The sequence below is a fragment of the Streptomyces sp. NPDC000134 genome, from assembly GCF_042899225.1.
In the GTDB taxonomy this organism is placed as follows: Bacteria; Actinomycetota; Actinomycetes; order Streptomycetales; family Streptomycetaceae; genus Streptomyces.
This window is the reverse complement of record NZ_JBIAZN010000010.1, coordinates 48314-69573: the sequence shown is the minus strand read 5'-3', so window position 1 is coordinate 69573 and position 21260 is coordinate 48314. Positions and strand designations below refer to the sequence as shown.

At 73.8% G+C, this 21260-nt stretch carries 19 protein-coding genes and 2 pseudogenes; 6 read left to right on the top strand and 15 right to left on the bottom strand.

Annotated features, from left to right (window positions below):
- Positions 1-215: 215 nt before the first annotated feature.
- From ACFY32_RS16770 to ACFY32_RS16760, 3 genes and pseudogenes are all read right to left on the bottom strand, one after another.
- Positions 216-641 carry a GNAT family N-acetyltransferase gene (locus ACFY32_RS16770; protein ID WP_359201558.1) on the bottom strand — a complete coding sequence of 142 codons (426 nt, stop codon included), beginning with the start codon at positions 639-641 and terminating at the stop codon, positions 216-218.
- Positions 642-673: 32 nt separating this feature from the next.
- A complete protein-coding gene (locus ACFY32_RS16765; RefSeq protein WP_390674657.1) occupies positions 674-1633 on the bottom strand; it encodes an XRE family transcriptional regulator in 960 nt (319 codons plus the stop codon).
- Between the two features lie 81 nt (positions 1634-1714).
- Positions 1715-1837, bottom strand: a pseudogene (locus ACFY32_RS16760) (helix-turn-helix domain-containing protein); the annotation flags it as partial.
- Positions 1838-2025: 188 nt separating this feature from the next.
- Here ACFY32_RS16760 and ACFY32_RS16755 point away from each other — a divergent pair.
- Together ACFY32_RS16755 and ACFY32_RS16750 are read left to right on the top strand one after the other, a co-directional pair.
- Positions 2026-2169 (top strand): hypothetical protein, encoded by a 144-nt coding sequence (locus tag ACFY32_RS16755; RefSeq protein WP_359201554.1) that lies wholly within the window; start codon positions 2026-2028, stop codon positions 2167-2169.
- Positions 2166-2738 carry a hypothetical protein gene (locus ACFY32_RS16750; protein ID WP_390674554.1) on the top strand — a complete coding sequence of 191 codons (573 nt, stop codon included), beginning with the start codon at positions 2166-2168 and terminating at the stop codon, positions 2736-2738. The genes ACFY32_RS16755 and ACFY32_RS16750 overlap by 4 nt, the downstream gene beginning before the upstream one ends.
- Positions 2739-2897: 159 nt before the next feature.
- Here the strand turns inward: ACFY32_RS16750 and ACFY32_RS16745 are convergent, their stop codons facing one another.
- Together ACFY32_RS16745 and ACFY32_RS16740 are read right to left on the bottom strand one after the other, a co-directional pair.
- The gene (locus ACFY32_RS16745; RefSeq protein WP_390674651.1) at positions 2898-3818 is read right to left on the bottom strand and encodes a hypothetical protein; all 921 of its coding nucleotides are present in this window, start codon (positions 3816-3818) and stop codon (positions 2898-2900) included.
- Between the two features lie 462 nt (positions 3819-4280).
- Positions 4281-4394, bottom strand: a pseudogene (locus ACFY32_RS16740) (DUF2510 domain-containing protein); the annotation flags it as partial.
- 284 nt (positions 4395-4678) lie between these two features.
- Here ACFY32_RS16740 and ACFY32_RS16735 point away from each other — a divergent pair.
- The gene (locus ACFY32_RS16735) at positions 4679-7360 is read left to right on the top strand and encodes an ATP-binding protein (protein WP_390674553.1); all 2682 of its coding nucleotides are present in this window, start codon (positions 4679-4681) and stop codon (positions 7358-7360) included.
- On the opposite strand, the gene pcaD is transcribed toward ACFY32_RS16735, so the two are convergent.
- The 7 genes from pcaD to ACFY32_RS16700 are packed head-to-tail and all read right to left on the bottom strand — an operon-like array spanning position 7357 to position 13833.
- The gene (pcaD, locus tag ACFY32_RS16730) at positions 7357-8478 is read right to left on the bottom strand and encodes a 3-oxoadipate enol-lactonase (protein WP_390674552.1); all 1122 of its coding nucleotides are present in this window, start codon (positions 8476-8478) and stop codon (positions 7357-7359) included. The genes ACFY32_RS16735 and pcaD overlap by 4 nt on opposite strands.
- Positions 8475-9806, bottom strand: a complete 1332-nt coding sequence (pcaB, locus tag ACFY32_RS16725) for a 3-carboxy-cis,cis-muconate cycloisomerase (protein WP_390674551.1) — start codon at positions 9804-9806, stop codon at positions 8475-8477. The genes pcaD and pcaB overlap by 4 nt, the downstream gene beginning before the upstream one ends.
- Positions 9803-10408: a protocatechuate 3,4-dioxygenase subunit alpha gene (gene pcaG / locus ACFY32_RS16720; protein WP_390674550.1), complete on the bottom strand. Its 606-nt coding sequence runs from the start codon at positions 10406-10408 to the stop codon at positions 9803-9805. The genes pcaB and pcaG overlap by 4 nt, the downstream gene beginning before the upstream one ends.
- 6 nt (positions 10409-10414) lie before the next feature.
- The gene (gene pcaH, locus ACFY32_RS16715) at positions 10415-11188 is read right to left on the bottom strand and encodes a protocatechuate 3,4-dioxygenase subunit beta (protein WP_390674549.1); all 774 of its coding nucleotides are present in this window, start codon (positions 11186-11188) and stop codon (positions 10415-10417) included.
- A 16-nt stretch (positions 11189-11204) separates the two neighbouring features.
- Complete coding sequence (locus ACFY32_RS16710) at positions 11205-12407, bottom strand: thiolase family protein (protein ID WP_359201544.1); 1203 nt, start codon at positions 12405-12407, stop codon at positions 11205-11207.
- A complete protein-coding gene (locus tag ACFY32_RS16705) occupies positions 12404-13051 on the bottom strand; it encodes a CoA transferase subunit B (protein ID WP_359201542.1) in 648 nt (215 codons plus the stop codon). The genes ACFY32_RS16710 and ACFY32_RS16705 overlap by 4 nt, the downstream gene beginning before the upstream one ends.
- Entirely contained in the window at positions 13051-13833 is a 783-nt protein-coding gene (locus ACFY32_RS16700; RefSeq protein WP_359201540.1) for a CoA transferase subunit A, read from the bottom strand. The genes ACFY32_RS16705 and ACFY32_RS16700 overlap by 1 nt, the downstream gene beginning before the upstream one ends.
- A gap of 209 nt (positions 13834-14042) precedes the next feature.
- Here ACFY32_RS16700 and ACFY32_RS16695 point away from each other — a divergent pair, with 209 nt between their 5' ends.
- Positions 14043-14507 (top strand): MarR family winged helix-turn-helix transcriptional regulator, encoded by a 465-nt coding sequence (locus ACFY32_RS16695; RefSeq protein ID WP_390674548.1) that lies wholly within the window; start codon positions 14043-14045, stop codon positions 14505-14507.
- Here ACFY32_RS16695 and ACFY32_RS16690 read toward each other — a convergent pair whose 3' ends face one another.
- Positions 14508-15530 carry a DUF3048 domain-containing protein gene (locus ACFY32_RS16690; RefSeq protein ID WP_390674547.1) on the bottom strand — a complete coding sequence of 341 codons (1023 nt, stop codon included), beginning with the start codon at positions 15528-15530 and terminating at the stop codon, positions 14508-14510.
- A 194-nt stretch (positions 15531-15724) separates the two neighbouring features.
- Between ACFY32_RS16690 and ACFY32_RS16685 the strand changes: the two genes are divergently transcribed.
- On the top strand, positions 15725-16915 hold the full coding sequence (locus tag ACFY32_RS16685; protein WP_359201534.1) for a zinc-dependent alcohol dehydrogenase: 1191 nt from the start codon (positions 15725-15727) through the stop codon (positions 16913-16915).
- 1 nt (position 16916) lies between these two features.
- Here the strand turns inward: ACFY32_RS16685 and ACFY32_RS16680 are convergent, their stop codons facing one another.
- Positions 16917-17987 carry an ATP-dependent DNA ligase gene (locus ACFY32_RS16680; RefSeq protein WP_359201531.1) on the bottom strand — a complete coding sequence of 357 codons (1071 nt, stop codon included), beginning with the start codon at positions 17985-17987 and terminating at the stop codon, positions 16917-16919.
- 74 nt (positions 17988-18061) lie between these two features.
- On the opposite strand from ACFY32_RS16680, the gene ligD reads away from it, so the two are divergent.
- Positions 18062-19087, top strand: a complete 1026-nt coding sequence (ligD, locus tag ACFY32_RS16675; protein ID WP_390674546.1) for a non-homologous end-joining DNA ligase — start codon at positions 18062-18064, stop codon at positions 19085-19087.
- Here ligD and ACFY32_RS16670 read toward each other — a convergent pair.
- On the bottom strand, positions 19074-21251 hold the full coding sequence (locus ACFY32_RS16670; RefSeq protein WP_390674650.1) for an OmpL47-type beta-barrel domain-containing protein: 2178 nt from the start codon (positions 21249-21251) through the stop codon (positions 19074-19076). The two genes, ligD and ACFY32_RS16670, sit on opposite strands and share 14 nt — an antisense overlap.
- Positions 21252-21260 lie beyond the last annotated feature (9 nt).

Genomic DNA, 21260 nt, shown 5'->3' with positions numbered 1-21260 from the left:
CGACCTGTCCGCGCCGCACCGTGGGGACGGGGGCGGCGCGCACCCCCGGCCGGGTGGGCCGCCCCTTGAGCGGAGGGGCGTCCCACCCGGCCGACACATGTCACGGGCCTCGGCGGTGCCCGAGTCCGTTCCCGGGTCCGTGGGTCCGTGGAGACGGGGTTCACTGAACAGGCGCGTGCCTCGACATGCCGGAGCCGGCGCGATCAGGGCCGGGGTCAGCGGTTCAGCCGGTAGAAGACCTTGCCTCGGTGCTGCTCCACCCCCAGCGCCGCGTAGAACGCCAGTGCTGGCGGATTGTCCGTGTCCGCCGTCCACTCGATCCGTGAGCAACCCAGCGCAGCCGCCTCGGCCTGGATCGCGGTCATCAGCGCCTGGGCCACCCCGCGCCTGCGCGCCTGCTCCCGGACGTACAGCTCCTTCAGGTACAGGCTGGTGTCCGCGCCCGCCGCCGGCCACACCCGCGAGTACGACGCAAGGCCGAGCACGTCGGTGCCGTCCCGGGCGAGGAGGACGGTGGCCACCGGCCGCTCGCCGAACAGCGCGTCGCGGATCTGCGCGATGTCGCCGGGCGTGGGCTCGCCTCCGTAATACTGCTCGATCTCGCCGAGGATCGCCGAGATGACCTCCGTGTCAGCGGGCACTGCCGTGCTGATCTCCACCACCGCGCTCCGTATCACCCTGGGGGCAGCGCGAGGATCTCCCGCAGTGCCCGCACCTCATGCACCTCTCGTGCACCGGGCGGCACAGTAGCGGCCACGTCCCGGGCCCGGTAGACGATCAGGGCGGTGCGGTGCTCGGGCGACAGGGTGGTGACGGTCCGGGCGGCCTGGTCGGCAGCGGCAGCAGGGTCTCCCTCCAGGGCGGTGCACACGGCCATGTCGAGGGCGACCAGGGCCCGGTCCATGTGTTCGGCAGCGGGGTACAGGCGGTCCGCTTGAGCGAGTTCGTCGCGGGCCTGGGCCGTCCGGCCGAGATGGGTGAGCGCGTTGCCGGCGTGGAAGCGGAGTTGGGCCTCGTTGTACCCGAACGCGCTGCCGATCCTGTCCTGGTGGGGCAGATGGCTGAGGGCGGTTTCAGCAGCCGCCAGCGCCCGTGTCGCGGCCTCGCCGTCTCCCAGCCGTGCATGGGCGCGGGCCTGTAGCGGCGCCGCGAGTGCGGGCCCGACGCATGGCAGGCCACCCGCGAGGTGCTGCGCGCGGGCGGCGAGTTCGACGGCGCCGTGCAGGTCTCCGCTGTAATACGACTGGTACGCCTCCTGTGCGCAGGCCCAGGACAGGGTGGCCCGGTCCTCGGCCGCCGCCGCTGCCTTGCGCGCGGTCCGCCACCACGACAGCGCGCGCCCGTCACCGACTTTGAGCAGGGTCAGAGCGGTCAGGCCTGACATGTGCGCCGAGGCGACGAGGAGGCGCCGCCGGGCAGTGGGGCTGTGGCGGCGGGTGAGCAGCAGACGTAAGTCCTGGAATTCGGCGAGCAACTCGGTGAAGTGCTCTGCCTCGGTGCGGTAGCGGGTGGCTCGGCCATGGCGCTGGACTGCCCACTCGATCTCGTCCAGGCTGCTGTCCGCGAGCGGCCCGGTGGCGAGCACCTCCTCCAGCCCCGCTTGCAGCGCGTCGGCTTGGTCGAACGGGGGCATCCCTGGCCGTGTCTCCGCCAGCGCGACGAGTTCCCCGTCTGCGCCGAGGGCGTCGTCCAAGGCCCGAGCGGTCTGCAAGGTGGGATGCCGCCGTCCTCGTTCGAGATCGCTGACGTACGACTTGCCGCACGACGCCAGCGCAGCCACAGCCCGGAGACTGCGGTCCCCGCGGAGACGGCGCAACGCCTCGCCGAAACTCTCCATCCGCCCTGCGCTCCCTGTCCGCACCGTCCGCAGCGCTGCGGACAGCGGCGGACACTGTGGACCTCCCCATCACATGCCGTAACGACCAGGCTACTCAACAGGGCCCGCGTCGTCCCGTGAACGATGCAGCCCCGGCTGCCGCGCTACGGCTCCGGGGCGTGGCCGACGCTGCGAAGGAGTGCCGACCGATGAGAGCCACCGTCCGTACACAGCCAGACGCCAAGTCGACCCGGCACCTGTACCGGGTCGCCTCCGGCGGCGTGGTCGCCGACGGCCACGGCGCTCCCTGGGCGCGCCCGCGGCACCGGGCCGGGCGGGCGGTGTCCCAGTGAACGACACTCCCTGTAGCGCCGAGGAATGGCTCCTCTCCGCCCACCCGACATCCCCCCGCCTCGGCCGAGCTGAGTGGCGGGAACAGAACCTGACCGTGCTCGCCCTCGGCAGCCTCTTCTCCGCCGTCCGCATCCCCGGCCGCATCGTTCAGGCGGTCGCCGCGAGCACCGACCCCGCCGACATCGACGCCATGCTCCATGAGGCACTCAAGGGCGGCCCGGTCATCTGCGATGTGCACGGCCCCCGGTACTACGCCCTGGTCCCCGCGAAGGTGCCACGGACGTGGCGGGACGCGGCGGACGACTGGCGGAAGGACGACGTCGCCTGTCTGGGGCGCGGCGCGTACCTGGGCGTACCGAAACTGGACGCCGTCGAGTTCCCGGTGCGGGGCACGGCGTCTTACTGGTCGGTCCCGATGGAGGCGGCCGGTCTCCTGTGCCCGCCGCTCTCCGTGGCGCGGGTGATCGCGGCGGGGGCGGCGAGGCTGGCCGAGGAGCAGGAGGAGAGGTGGCCGGCGGATGCGCCGCCGGCCCCGCGACGGCCCGGGGTGCCACACGCTCGCCGTTGACTCCCGGATTCGGGGATTCCCGTCGGCGTGTGCAGGGGAGTGTGTGCCGACGGGACGGGCGGCCGGTCCGGAAAGGGGTTTGGCCGCCATCCCGCCACCGGGGACCGACTCGCGGTCGTCGGGCCCCGGTGGCGGGCCGGGGGCTTCTCGCTCCGCCCGCTATACGTCCTGCCCGCTGCCGGTGCCGCCGGACGAGACCTTGATGCCCTTGGTGATCTCGTCGATGACGGACTGCTTCTCGCCCACGTCCACGCCGAACCGGACGACCACGATCCGGTCGGGGTCGGCGGGTGAGGGGAAGGCCAGCGACTCGACGTAGCCGTCGGCGCCCTTGCTGGTGACGGCCTTCCAGCGGACCTGGTAGCCCTTCTGCCCGGCTACGGTGACCGCCTTGGAGGACAGCACCTCGTGGGAGGTGATGGAGCCGTAGCTCTTGCCGCCGTAGGACTCCTCGGCGTTCGCCGCGATGTCCGCCTTCGCGACCTCCTCGGCGGTGTCGCCCTTGGTGCCGAGCACCATCGCGGGTGCCGAGTAGGCGCCGCCCTTGGTGCAGGTGGCGGAGGTGTCGCCGGGGCACTTGTAGCTCTGCTTCGACGAGAGCTGGGCGCCGACGGAGAGTTCCTGGCCGTACCAGCCCTCCGGCACCGGCATGCTGATGCCGCTGACGGCGTCCGGCACCGAACCGCTCTCGATCTTCGGCGGCTCCGACTGCCGGGGGCCGGGCGACTGCCCGTCCTGGCCGCCGCTGCCACCGCCGTTCCCGCCACCGCCGTTCCCGCCACCACCGCTGCCGCCGCCGATCCCGCCGCCGCCTCCGTTGCCCCCGCCGCCGTTGCCGCCGAAGGGGTCCTGCGGTCCGCCCTCGCCGCCGCCGGGGCCGCCCTGGGTCTGCTGCGGGGAGACGGCCCGGTCGTTCCCCGAACCGTTGCCGTCGTCACGGGCCACCACGGTCACCCCGACGCCCACGCCCGCCAGCACGATCGCCGCCACCGCTATGGCTATCCCGGTCCGCACGCCCCGCCGCTTCTTCGCGGGCGGCTGCGCCGGATAGCCCGGGTACGCGCCGTACCCCGGATACACCGGCGGCTGCCCCGCCGCACCCCCGCCGGGATACGGCTCGAAGTACCCGGGCTGCTGCGGCTGTCCGGGAACGACCGGCGGCTGGCCGGGGGCGGCCGGCGGCCGGCCGTACGGGGTCGCCGGAGGGGGCTGCGGGGACGCCCACACCTGCGTGGGCCGCGTGCCCGGGTCCGCGTCCGGCCCGGGTGCCCGCCCGTCCGGCACGCCGGACGGGCCGCCCGCGCCGCCCGCACCGGCGCCCGCGCCCGCGTCGGCGGCGTCGGCGGAAGCCCCGCCACCGGCCGAACCCCCGGCGTCGGGGGCGCCCCCGGCACCGAACGCACCCCCGACACCGGCCGAATCATGGCCACCGGCCGAATCACGGCCACCGGCCGAACCCCCGGCACCGGCCGAACCCTCGCCCGCCGCCGAAGATGCCGCGTCGCTCGTGTCCCCCGCCGCCGTGTCCGTCGGCGGAGTCCCCGCAGGGCGGACCCGGTCCGTCCACGCCCTGCCGTCCCACCAGCGCTCGGTGGCGGGACCGTCACTTTTCTGCCCGGGGTCCGGGTACCACCCGGGAGGAGTCTCCTGCGTCATGTCCCCACCGTAAGAGGCGTCGGTGAAAGCCGTATGAGAGGGACCGGGCCCGCCGCCCGCTCCCGCCCGCCCGCACCCCCGCCGACCACCGGCAAGACGCCCCGGCGGCCCGCCGAGAAGTCCGGAAAAAGACCCCGCCGACGGCCCCCGGGCCCCGCTCCCGCGCCCCGCTACGCCATGTCACCCGGGAAGGCAAGACCTGTGACGTCCGCACGCCACCGGGACGTCCGGGCGGCTAGGCTCGTCGGCGGTACGTCATTCGGGCGACGCGGGGAGGGAGCGGGATGACAGAGGTACGGCCCCCGACCGCGGCCTCCGCTTCCCTGTGGGAGCGCGACGCGGAAGTCGCCGCCGTCACCCGGGCGGTGGACGCCCTGTGCGCGGACCCCTCGGCCCCGGGCGCCCTGCTGGCACTGCGCGGCGACGCCGGCCTCGGCAAGACCGCCTTACTGGCCGAGACCCGCCGGATCGCCGAGGCCCGCGACCGTGCGGTCTGGTCCGCCCGCGGCGGCGAGACCCTGCGCTCCGTCCCGTACAACGTGGTACGGCAGTTGCTCCAGCCCGCGCTGATCACGATGCACCCCGAGGAGGCCCGCGACCACCTCGGCGACTGCTACGACATCGTCGGCCCCGCCCTCGGCATCGCCGAGCCCGGCGAGCGGCAGGCCGACCCGCAGGGCGTGTGCGACGCCCTGGTCGCGGTGGTACGCGGACTCGTGGACCGGGACGGCCCGCTGGTGCTGCTCCTCGACGACGTGCACTGGGCGGACCAGGAGACGCTGCGCTGGCTCGCCGCGCTCGCCGAGCACCTCGGCGACCTGCCCGTCCTGCTCGTGATCGCCTACCGGCCCGACGACATCACCGAGGACAGCGCCCGGTACCTCGACGCGGCGGTCCGCGCCGCCGACGCCCGCACCGCCACGCTCAGCGTCCTCACCCCCGAGGCCACCGCCGGCCTCACCCGCGCCACCCTCGGCCCCCGCGCCGACGCCCCGTTCTGCCGCGAGGTGTGGGCCGTCACCGGCGGCAACCCGTACGACACCGTCGAACTCCTCGCCAAGGTCCGCGACAGCGCCCTCGCTCCCGTCGAGGCCAACGCGCGGAAACTGCGCGAGCTGAACCGCGCGGCGCGCGGCGGCGGCCTCGTCGCCCGCCTGGAAGAACTCGGCATGCACGCCACCAAGTTCGCCCTGGCCGCCGCCGTCCTCGGCACCGGCATCACCGTCGACATGGTGGCCCGGCTGGCCACCCTCGACCGCGCCGAGGCCGTGCGCTGCGCCGAACTGCTGCGCGGCGCCCGCATCCTCACCGAACCCGACCCGGCCACCGGACAGGGCGCCGACGACCTGGAGTTCGTCCACCCGCTGATCGCCACCGCGGTCTACGAGTCCATACCCGACGCGCTGCGCCGCGCCATGCACGGCATAGCCGCCCAGCTCGTCACCGACTCCGGGCTCGGCGCCGCCGCGGCCTCCCGGCATCTGCTCCAGGTCCACCCGGACGACGACGCGGAACTCGTGGAGCAACTGCGCGAGGCCGCCCGCGAGCACCTCGCCGTCGGCGCCCCCGACGCGGCCCGCCGCTGCCTCGAACGGGCCCTGGAGGAACCGCCGCCGCCCGAGATCCACGCACACGTGCTCTACGAACTGGGCTGCGCCACCCTGCTCACCGCGCCCGCCACGACCATCCGCCATCTGCGCACCGCCCTGGACATGCCGGGCCTGGCCGGCGACGCGCGGGTCGACGCCGTGGTCCGTCTGTCGCAGGCACTGCTGCACAACGACCAGTTGGAGGAGGCCGTCCGCACGGTCGAGGCCGAGGCCGCCCTGCATCCGCCGGGCCCCGCCCAACTGAGGCTGCGGGCCGTCCAGTACATGTGGGAGGGCATCCACGCCGGTGAGGACGGCTCGCCCGGCCGCTCCGAGCGCCTCGCCGCCCTCGCCCGCACCTGCACCGGCCGGGACAACGCCGAACGCGCCCTGCTGATCCTGCGCGCCTTCGACGCCATGACCCACGGCGAGAACGCCGACGAGGTCGCCGCCCTGTGCGACCGCGCCCTCGTCGACGGCCGCCTCGCGCCCGGCCTCGGCTGGACCGACACCGAGTGGGGCCTGGAACTGCTGATGATGCTGGCCAGCGCCTACGCCTACACGGACCGCCTGGACCGCGCCGAGGAACTGTTCGCCGAGGCCCTGCGCGCGTACGAGACGGCGGGCTGGAGCGGCGGCCACCTCGCCCTCGCCCATGCCTACGTCGGCCTCGGCCGGCGCCGGCGGGGCCGGCTCGAAGAGGCCGAGGCGTCCCTGCGGGAGTCGCTGCGGCTGGCCGAGCGGGTCGGCCGGGGCCTGCCGCTGTACTGGTCGGCGACCTGCAACCTGGTCGACACGCTGCTCGCCCGCGGCCGGGTCGGCGAAGCCTGGGCCGTCGCCGAGCAGTACGACTTCGCGCCGCCGTACCCGTCCACGATCGTGCTGCCCGACCCCCGTTCCGTACGGGGCAGACTGCTGCTCGCCGTCGGCCGCACCGAGGACGGCGTCAACGAGCTGGAGGACGCGGAGAAGGCCGCCGCCGCGCGGGGCCATCTGAACCCGGTGGTGGTCCCCTGGGCGCTCGACCTAGCTCGTGCCCTGGCCACCCAGGACCCCGGCCGCGCCGCCCGCCTGCTCTCCGACGCCCGCCGCCGGGCCGAGCGGTTCGGCACCGCCACCGCGAAGGGCGAGGCCCTGCGCTGCGCCGCCGCCCTGGCGACCGGCCGGCCCGCGGTCGACCTGGCCGCGCGGGCGGTGGCCCACCTCGAAGCCTCACCGTGCCAGTACGAACACGCCGCCGCTCGCGTCGAGTACGGCATCGCCGCCCGCTCGGCCGAGGACCTCAACCGCGCCCTGGCCCTCGCCCGCACCTGCGGCACCGACGGCCTGGCGACCCGCGCGGAGGCGGCCCTGCGGGCCGTGGCGGCCCTCAACTAGGCGTCTTCCCCGGCTTCCTCGGCCAGCACCCGCTGCGCCGTCGCGAACGCCGAGTTGGCCGCCGGGACGCCGCAGTACACGGCCGTCTGGAGCAGCGCGGCGCCGATCTCGTCCGGGCTGAGCCCGTTGCGGCGGGCCGCACGGACGTGCATGGCCAGCTCCTCGTAGTGCCCGTGGGCGACCAGCGCGGTCAGCGTGATCAGGCTGCGCTCCCGGCGCGAGAGGGTCTCGTCGGTCCAGATCTCGCCCCAGGCGTAGCGCGAGATGAAGTCCTGGAACCGGGCCGTGAACGGCGTCTGCCGGGACTGCGCCCGGTCCACGTGGGCGTCGCCGAGCACCTCCCGCCGTACCGCCATGCCCCGCTCGGCACCCCCGTCGAAGTGGTTCCGGAGCGCGGTGAGCACCGCCTCGGGGCGTTCGGCCGGCGCCAGGTGGGAGGCGCCCGGGATCTCCACCAGGGTGGCGTCCGGCACCGCGTCGGCGATCTCCCGCAGATGCGCGGGCGGGGTCGCCGGGTCGTCCCGGCCGGCGATGAGCAGCGTGGGCACGCGGATGCCGGCGAGCCGGTCCCGCAGGTCGAACGCGGCCAGCGCGTCACAGCAGGCGGCGTACGCTTCCGGGTCGGCCTCCCGGTGGTCCCGTACCAGCTCGGGCACGGTGAACCCGGGCGTGAACCAGCGGTCGTCAGCGCTCTCCGCGAGCTTCGCCAGGCCCTCCCGGCGCACCAGTCCGGCCCGTTCCTCCCACGGCCGGGAGCCGTTGAAGTGGGCCGAGGAGCAGATCACGGCCAGCGACGACAGCCGGTCGGGGTGGTGCGCGGCCAGATGCAGACCGACCGCCCCGCCCAGCGACACGCCCGCGTACGCGAACCGCGCCACGCCGAGCGAGTCGGCCAGCGCCAGCACCAGCGCGGCGAGGTCGCCGACGGTCGCGCCCGCGGCGATCAGGTCCGCCGGCGAACCGCCGTGCCCCGGCAGGTCCCAGCGGACCACCCGGTGCCCGATGGACAGCTCGGGCGCCACCTTGTCCCACAGCGCGTACGAGGTGCCCAGCGAGGGCCCGAGCAGCAGCGGGGGAGCGGTGGCGGGGCCTTCCGTACGGTGATTGAGCAGGGTCAACGTCGCTCCAGTGCGCGGTCGGTCAGGGCAGCGGCGCTGCCGGTGTAACGGGCGGGCTCGGTGAGGGCGTCGAGGTCCACGTCCCGCAACTCCGGTACCTCGGCGAGGAGTTCGGCGAGGGTGCGGCCCTCGGCGTAGGTGCGCCCGGCCAGTCCGGTCAGCAGGGCCTTGGCGCGGGAGCGGCCGAGCAGCGGGGCCAGTTCGGCGGAGAGGCGCTCGGAGACGATCAGGCCGTGGGTGAGGCCGAGGTGGGCGCGCATCGCCTCGGGGCGCACCCGGAGGCCCTCGGTGAGTTCGGCGGCGTCGCGGGCCGCGCCGCCGGTCAGCCGCAGCAGGTCGCGCAGCGGTTCCCACTCGGCGTGCCAGGCGCCGGCCGGCCGCTCGTCCTCGGCGGCCAGCGAGCCGTACAGCACCGCCGCGAGCTGCGGTGCGCGCCGGGCCGCCGCCGCGATCAGCGTGGACCGTACGGGGTTGGCCTTGTGCGGCATCGCCGACGATCCGCCGCCGCTGCCCTCCGCCAGCTCCCCGGTCTCGGTCCGGCCGAGGGCGAGGACGTCCGCCGCGATCTTGCCCAGCGCCCCGGCGGTGAAGGCCAGGCACCCGGCGAGGTCGGCGACCGGCGTCCGCAGCGTGTGCCACGGCAGCGCCGGTTCGGCCAGGCCCAGTTCACGGGCGTACGCCCCCGGCAGCGCGGTCGGGTCCCCGGCGCCGTACGCCCCGAAGGCCGCGAGGGTGCCGGCGGCGCCGCCCAACTGGGCGGGCAGGTGCGCGCGGACGGCCGTGACCCGGTCCCGGGCGTCCAGGACCAGCGACCGCCACCCGGCCGCCTTCAGCCCGAAGGTGGTCGGCACGGCGTGCTGGGTCAGCGTCCGCCCCGGCATCGCGGTGTCCCGGTGCCGGGCGGCCAGCGCGGCGAGCGCCCGCTCGGTCCGGGCCAGGTCGGCGAGGACCGCGTCGAGGGCGCGGACGGCGACCAGCATCGTGGCGGTGTCCATGATGTCCTGGCTGGTCGCGCCCCGGTGCACGTACGGGCCGTACTCCTCGCCGACCGCCTTCGTCAGATCGGCGACCAGGGGGATCACCGGGTTGCCGCCGCCGCGCGCCCGCTCGGCGAGCGAGAGCAGGTCGAAGCGGTCCGGGTCGGCGGCCCCGGTCACCGCCGTCGCCGCCGCCTCGGGCGCCAGGCCCAGCGCCACCTGGGCGCGGGTCAGCGCCGCCTCCGCGTCCAGCAGTGCCCGCAGATACGCGCGGTCGCCGGTCGCGTCGGCGGCCGGGGAGCCCGCCCACCCGGGGGCGAGCAGGCTCACTTCGGTGGCATCGGATGTCACTGGTACTCCAGGAAGACCGTCTCGCCCTCGCCCTGAAGGCGGATGTCGAAACGGTACGTGCCCGGCCGCTCCTCGGCCGCGATCAGCGTGTCGCGCCGCTCGGCGGGCACCCGGGCGAGCAGCGGGTCGGCGGCCAGCGCCGCGTCGTCGCCCGGCAGGTAGATCCGGGTGAACAGGTGGGTGAGCAGTCCGCGTGCGAACACGCACACGCTCACGTACGGCGCGCTCCGTCCGCGTGCCCCGGGCCGCAGCGTGTGCGCGTACCAGTGCCCGTCGGCGTCGGTCTGGATGCGGCCCCAGCCGGTGAACTCCACGCCGTTGCGCCCGAGATACGTGCCCGCCGCCGGGTCGCGGCGCATCGAACCGTCGGCCGTCGGCAGGTTGCCGTCCGGGTCCGGGCCCCACAGCTCGATCAGCGCGTCCGGCAGCGGCCAGCCGGCGCCGTCGAGGACGTACCCGTGCACGGTGACCGTGTCCGGGTGGCCCAGGGGGGCGATGTCCTCGCCGCCGCGGAAGGGCAGCGCGTACCCGTAGAACGGGCCGACCGTGTGCGACGGAGTGGGCAGGACGCTCTCCGGCCTGCCGGTGTCGATCTTCGTCATGGCAGGTCAGCGCCCTTCTTCGATCCAGGTGGCGGTGGGCCCGTCGAGCACGATGTCCCAGTGGTAGCCGAGCGAGAACTCCGGCACCGACAGGCTGTGGTCGTACGTCGCGATCAGCCGCTGCCGGGCGGCGTCGTCCGTCACCGACTGAAGGATCGGGTCGTACGGGAAGAGCGGGTCGTTGGGGAAGTACATCTGCGTCACCAGCCGCTGGGTGAACGCGGTGCCGAAGACGGAGAAGTGGATGTGGGCCGGCCGCCAGGCGTTGACGTGGTTGCGCCACGGGTAGGGGCCCGGCTGGATGGTGGTGAAGCGGTAGAAACCGTCGTCGTCGGTGATCGTGCGGCCGGCGCCGGTGAAGTTGGGGTCCAGCGGCGCGTCGTGCTGCTCGCGCTGGTGGGCGTAGCGGCCGGCCGAGTTGGCCTGCCAGATCTCCACCAACTGGCCGCGCACCGGCCGGCCGGCGCGGTCCAGGAGCCGCCCGGAGACGGTGATCCGCTCGCCGATCGGCTCGCCCGCGTGCTGCCGGGTCAGGTCGTTGTCGACCGCGGTGAGGTCGCGCTCCCCGAAGGCGGGGGAGGCCAGCTCGACCAGTTCCGGGTCCTTGGTGACGTCGATGTTGACCGGCGGCTGCTGGGGGTGCCGCAGCAGCGAGGAGCGGTACGGCGCGTAGTCGCGGCGCGGGTGGTGCTCGACGGGGGCGCCGTCGGCGACCCGCTTCTCGTACGCGGCGTGCTCGGCGGCGATCTCCGCGTCGATGTCGTGCTGGGTGAGAGTCATGGGGGTTCCCGGTTCCTTATCGTTCCAGGGTGAGGGCGAGGCCCTGGCCGACGCCGATGCAGAGGGTGGCGACGCCGGTGCCGTGGCCCTTGCGGGCGAGCTGGTGGGCGACGGTGCCGGCGAGGCGGGCACCGGAGGCGCCGAGGGGGTGGCCGAGGGCGATGGCGCCGCCCTGCGGGTTGAGGATCGCGGGGTCGAACTCGGGCCATTCGGCGACGCAGCCGAGCACCTGGGCGGCGAACGCCTCGTTCAGCTCCAGCACGTCCAGGTCGGCGAAGGTCTTGCCGGCCTTGGCGAGGGCGCGGTTGACGGCCTCGACGGGGGCGAGTCCGAAGTAGTGCGGGTCCAGGGCGGAGACGCCGGTGGCGGAGATCCGGGCCAGCGGTTCGCGGCCGGTGGCCTTCAGCCCTTCCTCGTCGACCAGGAGCAGGGCGGCGGCGCCGTCGTTCAGCGGGGAGGCGTTCCCGGCGGTGACCGTGCCGTTCTCCTCGCGGAAGGACGGCTTCAGCCTGGCCATGGCCTCCAGGGAGGCGGTGGGGCGCACCGACTCGTCGGCGGTGAGGACCACCGGGTCGCCCTTGCGCCGGGGAAGGGTGACGGGCGCCAGCTCGGCGTCGAACAGGCCCGCCTCCTGGGCGCGGGCGGCCTTCCGGTGGGAGGCGAGCGCGAACTCGTCCTGCTGCTCGCGGCTGATCTTGTGCTTCTCGGCGATCAGCTCGGCCGACTCGCCCAGCGGGACCGTCCACTGCGGTTCCATCCGGGGGTTGACCATGCGCCAGCCCAGCGTGGTGGAGTACAGCTCGGCGTGCCCGGCCGGGAACGGCTTGTCGCTCTTGGGCAGCACGTACGGGGCGCGGGTCATGGACTCCACGCCGCCGGCCAGGGCGATGTGCGCGTCGCCGAGGGCGATGGCGCGGGCGGCCTGGATCACCGCCTCCAGGCCGGAGGCGCAGAGCCGGTTGACGGTGACGCCGGGGACGGAGGTGGGCAGGCCGGCGAGGAGGGCGGCCATGCGGCCGACGTTGCGGTTCTCCTCACCGGCGCCGTTGGCGTTGCCGAAGTACACGTCCTCGATCCGGGACGGGTCCAGGGACGGGGTGCGGGCGAGGAGTTCGCGGATGGCGTGCGCGGCGAGGTCGTCGGGGCGGACGCCCGCCAGGGAGCCGTTGTACTTGCCGATCGGGGTGCGGACGGCGTCGACGAGGTAAACCGGGTTCACGACTGGATCTCCTGGGCGACGGTGAGTGCGGCGGCGGTCCTGGCGGTGATCTCCTCGACGGTGACGCCGGGCGCTGTCTCCGCCAGCACCAGGCCGTCGTCGGTGACGTCGAGGACACCGAGGTCCGTGATGACCCGGTTCACACACGCTCTGCCGGTCAACGGCAGCGCGCACTCCTCGACGATCTTCGGTGAGCCGTCCTTGGCGGTGTGCGTCATCACCACGATCACCGTGCGGGCGCCGTGCACCAGGTCCATCGCCCCGCCGATGCCGGTGATCATCTTTCCCGGGATCGCCCAGTTGGCCAGGTCGCCGCGGGCGGAGACCTGCATCGCCCCGAGCACCGCGACGTCGATGTGCCCGCCGCGGATCATGCCGAAGGACAGCGCGGAGTCGAAGAAGGAGGCGCCGGGCAGGACCGTGACGGTCTCCTTGCCGGCGTTGATCAGGTCGGGGTCCACCTGGTCCTCGGCCGGGTAGGGGCCGGTGCCGAGGATGCCGTTCTCGGACTCCAGGGTGACCTCGACGCCCTCGGGGAGGTAGTTCGGGATCAGCGTCGGCAGGCCGATGCCGAGGTTGACGTACTGGCCGTCCGTCAGCTCGCGGGCCGCGCGGGCGGCCATCTCTTCGCGGGTCCAGGCCATCAGTCGTTCACCGTTCCCTGAGCCGGAGGCGCGGAGACCGTCCGCTTCTCGATCTTCTTGTCCGCCGCCTGCTCCGGCGTGAGCGCGATCACCCGCTGGACGAAGATCCCCGGCAGGTGCACCGCGTCGGGGCCGATCTCGCCGGGCTCGACCAGTTCCTCCACCTCGGCGATCGTGACCTTTCCGGCCATCGCGGCGAGCGGGTTGAAGTTCCGGGCGGACTTGTTGAACACCAGGTTCCCGTGCCGGTCGCCCTTCCAGGCCCGGACCAGCGCGAAGTCGGTGCGGATGCCCCGCTCCAGCACGTACTCGGTGCCGTCGAACTCCCGCACCTCCTTGGCCGGGGAGGCCAGCGCGACCCCGCCGTCACCGTCGTAGCGCCAGGGCAGCCCGCCCTCGGCGACCTGGGTGCCGACCCCGGCCGGGGTGTAGAACGCCGGTATCCCGGCGCCGCCGGCCCGCAACCGCTCGGCGAGCGTGCCCTGCGGGATCAGCTCGACCTCCAGCTCGCCGGCCAGGTACTGCCGGGCGAACTCCTTGTTGGCCCCGATGTACGAGCCCGTCACCCGGGCGATCCGGCCGGCGGCCAGCAGCACGGCCAGGCCCGACTCCATCGCGCCGCAGTTGTTGGAGACCACCGACAGGCCGCCGACCCCGCGCTCGTACAGCGCCTGGATCAGTACGTCCGGCACACCGCTCAGTCCGAAGCCGCCCACCGCCAGCGACGCGCCCTCAGGCACATCGGCCACCGCCTCCGCGGCGGTGGCCACCACCTTGTCCATCCGAGAAGCCCCATCTCTGCGAGTGCCCGAACCAGGAATTAATCAGGGCACTGAGTATTTCCGCGAGGTTTCCCACACGCTGCCACCGGTGGGCGTGGCCGTCAAGACCCCAGTTCAACGGGGCTATGTGAGATAGGTCGGTCACTGACAGGGGAGGGATCGGCCGAGTATCGTTCAGTGCACCGACGAATATGATCACGGGAGCGCACATGGCCGCGGTGGATCTCACCACCCATCCCGGGCACCTGGCCCGGCGGCTGCAGCAGGCGCACTACCTGCTGTGGAACACGATGGTCTCCGAGGAGACCACCTCGCCGCAGTTCGCGGTCCTCAACGCCCTCGTCGCCGAACCGGGCCTGGACCAGCGCACGGTGGGGGAGCGGGTGGGGCTGGACCGCTCCACGATCGCCGAGGTGATCAGCCGGCTGGACCGCCGGGGACTGCTGGACAAGGTCCGGGACCCGGGGGACGGCCGCCGCTTCCTGCTCCGCCTCACCGACGAGGGCGTGCGCGTGCACCGCAAGCTGGCGGTGCGCACGGCCAGGATGAACCAGGTCTTCCTGGCCCCGCTCTCCGCCGCGGAGCAGTCCGTCTTCTTCGACCTCATCCAGCGGGTCTCGGACGCCGCCGAGGGGCTGCGCAACCCGGCCGAACCGGTCGCGTCGCCCCGCTGATCAGGACGCGTCCGCGAACACCACCCACACCTGCCCGTCGGCGAACCCGAGCGGCTCGCCGTCCGGCGCGGTGAACGCCGTGCCGTCCGCGGCCGAGCCGCGCCGCCAGGCCGCCGCGTGCGCCCGCCCGTCGCGCAGCACCTCGGCCTTCCCGGAACCGACCGTCTCGGCGTAGGGCGAGTGGTTGCCGCGGAAGTCGTGCAGCGCCGAGGAGCGCACGTCCACGTACTGCACGACCACGGTCGCCGGGGCCAGCCGCCGCCCGCCGGGCGTGACGGCCGGCTCGCCGTCCATGGCGACCAGCCAGCGGTTGCGGTCCGCCGACCAGGTGAAGGTGAAGCGGGCCGCCGGGTAGCGCACCGTGCGCGAGGTCTGCGGACGGCCGCCCGCCGGGGCCGCGCCGTGGCGGAAGCCGGTGGTCAGGGCACCCGGCCCGGCAGCCGAGGGCAGCAGCTCGCCGGGGCGCAGATAGAGGTTGTGCGGGGCGGGCCGGGCGGTGTCGCGGACGTACGCCCCGGGGTTCTCCTCGGGCGTTCCGGCCCGCAGCGGCGCACCGGCGATGCGCGGCAGCAGTTTCCGCTGCGCGCCGGAGAAGGCGAGCACCGGCTGGTCGAACTGGCGCAGCAGTTCGAGGTCGGACTCACGGGCGCTGCGCACCGGGCCGACCGAGGCGGGCAGCCTGGTCGCGTAGAGGGCCATCAGCCGGCTCAGCCCGCCCTCGACCGGCTCCACGTACACCACGTCCGCGGAGTCGAGCCCCGCCTGGGGCCGGGCCGCCCGCACGTTGTCGACCTTCACCGCGAGGACCGGCCCGGCGGCCGGCCGCCGAGCCGCCGCCGCGGGCTCCCGCGACGGCGGCCGTGACGGCTCCCTCGACGACGGACCCGGCGACGGGGACTGCGCCCGGTGCCCGGACCCCCGCCCGTCGTCCGGTCCCGGCCCCGCCGCGCAGCCCGCCGTACCGCCCGCCGCCAGCAGCGCCGCCACCGCCGCCGTCAGCACCGCTCGTGCTTCCCGTCGCATCCCGACCACCCGCCCGCCTTCTCTGTGCACGATCGTGCGCCTCTTGGCGCATTTGTTGCCATACCCGACTTCTTCTGATACGCGACCGGTGATCGGCTGATCGGACCATCCGACGGCGGTTGGGCGGGGAGCGCCTCGGGTACCCGGGCGCGGCGAAGAGGCCATGCGCACGGCGAGGAAGGGAGTGCGGCACGATGAAGGCTGTGACCTGGCAGGGCAAGCGGGACGTACGGGTGGAGGACGTGCCCGACCCCAGGGTCCAGGAACCGACGGACGCGGTCATCCGGGTGACGTCTTCCGGGCTGTGCGGCTCCGACCTGCATCTGTACGAAGTGCTGACGCCGTTCATGACGCCCGGCGACATCCTCGGGCACGAGCCGATGGGCATCGTCGAGGAGGTCGGCCCCGAGGTGCCGAACCTCAAGCCGGGCGACCGGGTCGTGGTGCCGTTCCAGATCGCCTGCGGCCACTGCTACATGTGCGGCACCGGCCTGCCCACGCAGTGCGAGACCACCCAGGTCACCGGCGAGGGCATGGGCGCCGCTCTGTTCGGCTACACCCGCCTGTACGGCGCGGTGCCGGGCGCACAGGCCGAGTACCTGCGCGTCCCGCAGGCCCACTACGGGCCGATCAAGGTGCCCGACGGCCCGCCGGACGACCGGTTCGTCTACCTCTCCGACGTGCTGCCCACCGCCTGGCAGGCGGTCGCCTACGCCGACGTCCCGCAGGGCGGCACCGTCGCCGTGCTCGGCCTCGGCCCGATCGGCGACATGGCCTGCCGGGTCGCGCAGGTCAAGGGCGCCGGCCGGGTGTTCGGCGTCGACCTGGTGCCGGAGCGGCTGCGCCGGGCCCGCGAACGGGGCGTGGAGACGTACGACCTGAGGTCCTTCGACAGCGAGAAGGAACTGGTCCAGGCGATCCGCGACGAGACCGACGGGCGCGGCCCCGATGCCGTGATCGACGCGGTCGGCACCGAGGCGCACGGCAGCGCCGTCGCCAAGCTGGTGCAGCAGGGGGCCGCGGTGCTGCCCCGCAAGATCGGCGGCCCGATGGCGGAACGCTTCAGCGTCGACCGGCTCGCCGCCCTCTACACCGCCATCGACCTGGTGCGGCGCGGCGGCACCATCTCGCTCTCCGGCGTGTACGGCGGCATGGCCGACCCGATGCCGATGCTCACCCTGTTCGACAAGCAGATCCAGATGCGGATGGGCCAGGCCAACGTACGCCGCTGGAGCGACGACATCCTGCCCTACCTCACCGACGAGGACCCGCTCGGCGTGCACGACTTCGCCACCCACCGGGTGCCGCTCGCCGAGGCGCCGCGGGCGTACGAGATGTTCCAGAAGAAGCAGGACGGCGCGGTCAAGGTGCTGATGAAGCCCTGACTCAGGAGGGCGGGGCCAGGATCTGCGCGAGGTCGAAGCGGACCGGCTCCGCCAACTGGGCGAAGGTGCAGCTCTCCGGCGTACGGTCCGGGCGCCAGCGGCGGAACCGGGCGGTGTGCCGGAACCGCGCCCCGTTCTCCATGTGGTCGTACGCCACCTCGGCCACCCGCTCCGGTCGCAGCGGCACCCACGACAGGTCCTTCTTCCCCGACCAGCGGCTCGGCGCCCCCGGCAGCCGGGCCGACTCGTGCGCGGCCTCGTCCCCCCAGGCCGCCCACGGGTGACCGGAGACATCGTCCATGCGCAGCGGCTCCAGCTCGGCCACCAGCTCGGCGCGCCGCTTCATGGCGAACGCCGCGCTGACGCCGACGTGCTGGAGGACGCCCCGGTCGTCGTAGAGGCCGAGCAGCAGCGAGCCGACCACCGGGCCGCTCTTGTGCAGGCGGTACCCGGCCACCACCACGTCCGCCGTCCGCTCGTGCTTGACCTTGAACATCGCCCGCTCGTCCGGCCGGTAGCGCAGATCGAGCGGCTTGGCCACCACCCCGTCCAGGCCCGCCCCCTCGTACTGCTCGAACCAGCGCCGCGCCACCTCGATGTCCGTCGTCGCCGGCGCCAGGTGCACCGGCGCGCTCACCCCCCGCAGCGCCCGCTCCAGCAGCGCCCGCCGGTCGGCCAGCCCCACGTCGAGCAGCGACTGGCCGTCCAGCGCCAGCAGGTCGAAGGCGACGAACGACGAGGGCGTCCGCTCGGCCAGCGTCCGCACCCGGGACTCGGCCGGATGGATGCGCTCGGTCAGCGCGTCGAAGTCCAGCCGCCCCTCCCGGGCGATCACGATCTCCCCGTCGACCACGCACCGCTGCGGCAACCGCTCCCGCACCGCCTCCGCCAGCTCAGGGAAGTACCTGGTCAGCGGCTTGCCCGTGCGGCTGCCGAACTCCACCTCGGGCCCGTCGCGGAACACGATCGCCCGGAACCCGTCCCACTTCGCCTCGTACTGCATCCCCGGCGGGATCGACGCCACGGACTTGGCGAGCATCGGCTTCACGGGCGGCATCACGGGCAGATCCATGGTCCGATTCTGACCGTGTACGCCGGTTGTCGCCTGATGTGCGCGCGATGTCCGGGTGGCCTACCGTGGCCGGCATGGGCGAAGCGGTGGAACTCCAGGCGGGCGGCCGGACGGTGCGGCTGTCCAGCCCGGACAAGGTCTTCTTCCCGGAGCACGGCTACACCAAGCTGGACCTGGCCCGCTACTACCAGGCCGTCGCCCCCGGCATCCTGCGCGCCCTGCGGGACCGGCCCACCACCCTGGAGCGCTACCCGGACGGCATCACCGGCGAGTGGTTCTACCAGAAGCGCGCGCCCAAGGGGATGCCCGACTGGATTCCCACCGCGCACATCACCTTCCCCAGCGGACGCAGCGCCGACGAGATGTGCCCCACCGAGGAGGCCGCGGTGCTGTGGGCCGCCCAGTACGGCACCCTCACCTTCCACCCCTGGCCGGTACGCCGCGGCGACGTCGACCACCCCGACGAACTCCGCCTCGACCTCGACCCCCAGCCCGGCACCGACTACGACGACGCGGTCCGCGCCGCGCACGGACTGCGGGCGGTGCTGGAGGAGTTCGGCGGGCTGCGCGGCTGGCCCAAGACCTCCGGCGGACGCGGCCTGCACGTCTTCGTCCCCATCGAGCCGCGCTGGACGTTCACCCAGGTGCGGCGGGCCGCCATCGCCGCCGGGCGGGAACTGGAGCGGCGGATGCCGGACCGGGTCACCACCAGGTGGTGGAAGGAGGAGCGCGGCGAACGGATCTTCGTGGACTACAACCAGACCGCCCGGGACCGCACCATCGCCTCCGCCTACTCCGTCCGCCCCCGCCCGCACGCCCCTGTCTCCGCGCCCCTGACCTGGGACGAGGTCGGCACCGCGCACCCGGCGGACTTCGACATCACGACCATGCCCGCGCGCTTCGCCGAACTCGGCGACGTCCACGCGGACATGGACGCGCACGCCTACTCCCTCGACGCCCTGCTGGAACTGGCGGCACGGGACGAGCGCGAACATGGGCTCGGTGATCTGCCGTACCCGCCCGAGTATCCGAAGATGCCGGGGGAACCCAGGCGGGTACAGCCGAGCCGGGCGAAGAAGCCCCGGCCTACAACTCCTTGATCCGGACGTCCCGGTAGGACACCACGTCCGTCGTGCCGTGCACCTGGAGCCCGACATAACCGGAGGCGAACCGCCGCCCGTCGGTGCCCGGGTCGTCCGACCGCGGCGGCTCGAACATCTGGCCGCCGGTGTTGTCGAACTCGTTGATCAGCACGCCGTTGCGGTAGACCGAGTAGTGCTGGTCGACCACCCGGATCTCGTAGTCGTTCCAGGTGCCCTTCTGGGTCACCCCCGCGCCCGCCAGCCCGACCCGGTCGAAGCCGTACACCGACCCGGTCTTGTACATGTCGCCGGCGGGGCTGTCGAACTCCTGGATCTCGTGGCCGTACTTGATCGCGACCCACTCCGGCCGCGACTCCTCCGGGTGGTCGTGGACCCACGGGAAGCGCACGAACACCCCGGAGTTGGCGTTGCCGGTGCCCGGGGCGTCGTCCCGCCACTGGAGCTTCAGCGAGAAGTCGCCGTACTTGCGCTCCGGGAACCACATCATGCCCATGCCCGGGGTCGTGGTGGAGGAGGTGATCGACCCGTCCGGGTTCAGCCCGAACGAACCGCCGCCCACCTGCTCCCACTTGGCGAACGACTCGGCGGTCCCGTCGAGGATCGTGCGGTAGCCGTCGGTCTGGCCCGGCTCGCCGATCCCGGAGGCGCGGGCCGCCCGGTTGATCGCCTTGTACTCACGTCCGTCCACGACACCCTCGGCCCGCAGGGCGTCCAGCACCTCCCGTACGTGCTTGAGGAACAACTGGTGGGACGTCCACTCCTTCTCGTCCTCGATCAGCTCGCCGATCCGGCACCGGTTGTTCGTCACCCGGTTGGGCACCCCCGAGTCGACCGTGCCGACGATCACCGTCAGCCGCTCGTCGTACTCCGGGCAGGGCGGCGCCGGGACCCCGCCGCCGGCCACCACCGTGAAGCTCACGGTGCCGGCCGCCGAGGTGTTCCCCGCCTTGTCGCTCGCCCGGTAGGCCACGGTGTGCCGTCCGGCCCGGTCCACCACCACCGGCGCGGTGTACGCCAGGTAGGGGCCGCCGTCGAGCGAGTACTCGACGCCCGCGAGCCCCGAGCCGCCCTCGTCGGTGGCGCTGACGGTCACCTTGGCGCCGCCGACGTACGCGCCGTCCGCGTTGCGGGTGCCGGACACGGTCGCGCCGGTCACCGGCGGGGTGGTGTCCTTCGGGGGAGTGGCGACCACCGTGAACGCGACGCTCTTCTCGGCGGCCACGTTCCCGGCCTTGTCGGTGGCGCGGTAGCGCACGGTGTGGGTGCCGACCTGGTGCACCATGACCGGCCCGGTGTACGCCTGCCACGCGCCGTCGCCGATCGCGTACTCGATGGTGTTGACGCCGGACCCGGTGTCGGAGGCGGTGACGGTCACCGTCGCCATGTCCAGGTACGCCCCGTCGGCGTTCCGCTCGCCGGCCACCGTCGCCGAGGTCTCCGGCGCGGTGGTGTCCTCGGTCGGCGGCGCCACCACGGTGAACGTCACGCTCTTCTCGGCGGCGGCGTTGCCCGCCTTGTCGAACGCCCGGTACCGCACGGTGTGTTCACCGACCTGGTCGATCACGACCGGGGCGGTGTACGGCTGCCAGGCGCCGTCCGCGCCGATCGCGTACTCGATCCGGTCCACGCCGGAGCCCGCGTCGGTGGCGCTGACCGTGACGCTCGCCGAACCGACGTAGGCGCCCGCCGCGTTCCGGGTGCCGGCCACGTCCGCCGCCGTCCCGGGCGCGGTGGTGTCCTCGCCGCCGCCCTCGGTGACCACCAGCACGCCCTTCATCTCCCCGTGCCCGGGGATCGTGCAGTGGTACAGGTAGCGGCCGGGGCTGAGGGTGACCTCGGCGGTGTGCCGGCCGCCCTGGTCGTCGAACGGGTTGGCCAGGATGTTGAGCTGCACGTCGCTGTTGTACGCGGGGTCGCTGGTCACGAACGTCAGCGTGTGCGGCATCCCGGTGGTGTTGCCGGTGGCCTCGCTGTTCTCGAAGACGATCGTGGCCGGCCCCGCCACCGCCGTCTCCGGCGCCGACGTGTACTTGGTGATGTCGTCGCCCGCCGTCCAGGTCAGGACCTGGTCCGCGCGGGCGGAGGGGTCGTCCTGCTGCCCGACGGCCGTCGTCTGCAGGCCGAGCGCCATCAGCAGGCCCGCCAGCAGGGCGGCCCACACTCTTCGCTG

Bases quoted from the DNA above. Each gene is read 5' to 3' on its own strand.
- pcaG (WP_390674550.1), bottom strand. From the start codon at position 10,408: ATGACGAAGATCGACACCGGCAGGCCGGAGAGCGTCCTGCCCACTCCG.
- ligD (WP_390674546.1), top strand. From the start codon at position 18,062: ATGGGCGAAGCGGTGGAACTCCAGGCGGGCGGCCGGACGGTGCGGCTG.
- ACFY32_RS16690 (WP_390674547.1), bottom strand. From the start codon at position 15,530: ATGCGACGGGAAGCACGAGCGGTGCTGACGGCGGCGGTGGCGGCGCTG.
- pcaH (WP_390674549.1), bottom strand. From the start codon at position 11,188: ATGACTCTCACCCAGCACGACATCGACGCGGAGATCGCCGCCGAGCAC.
- ACFY32_RS16755 (WP_359201554.1), top strand. From the start codon at position 2,026: ATGAGAGCCACCGTCCGTACACAGCCAGACGCCAAGTCGACCCGGCAC.
- ACFY32_RS16705 (WP_359201542.1), bottom strand. From the start codon at position 13,051: ATGGCCTGGACCCGCGAAGAGATGGCCGCCCGCGCGGCCCGCGAGCTG.
- ACFY32_RS16680 (WP_359201531.1), bottom strand. From the start codon at position 17,987: ATGGATCTGCCCGTGATGCCGCCCGTGAAGCCGATGCTCGCCAAGTCC.
- ACFY32_RS16765 (WP_390674657.1), bottom strand. From the start codon at position 1,633: ATGCCCCCGTTCGACCAAGCCGACGCGCTGCAAGCGGGGCTGGAGGAG.
- ACFY32_RS16685 (WP_359201534.1), top strand. From the start codon at position 15,725: ATGAAGGCTGTGACCTGGCAGGGCAAGCGGGACGTACGGGTGGAGGAC.
- ACFY32_RS16700 (WP_359201540.1), bottom strand. From the start codon at position 13,833: ATGGACAAGGTGGTGGCCACCGCCGCGGAGGCGGTGGCCGATGTGCCT.
- ACFY32_RS16695 (WP_390674548.1), top strand. From the start codon at position 14,043: ATGGCCGCGGTGGATCTCACCACCCATCCCGGGCACCTGGCCCGGCGG.
- ACFY32_RS16735 (WP_390674553.1), top strand. From the start codon at position 4,679: ATGACAGAGGTACGGCCCCCGACCGCGGCCTCCGCTTCCCTGTGGGAG.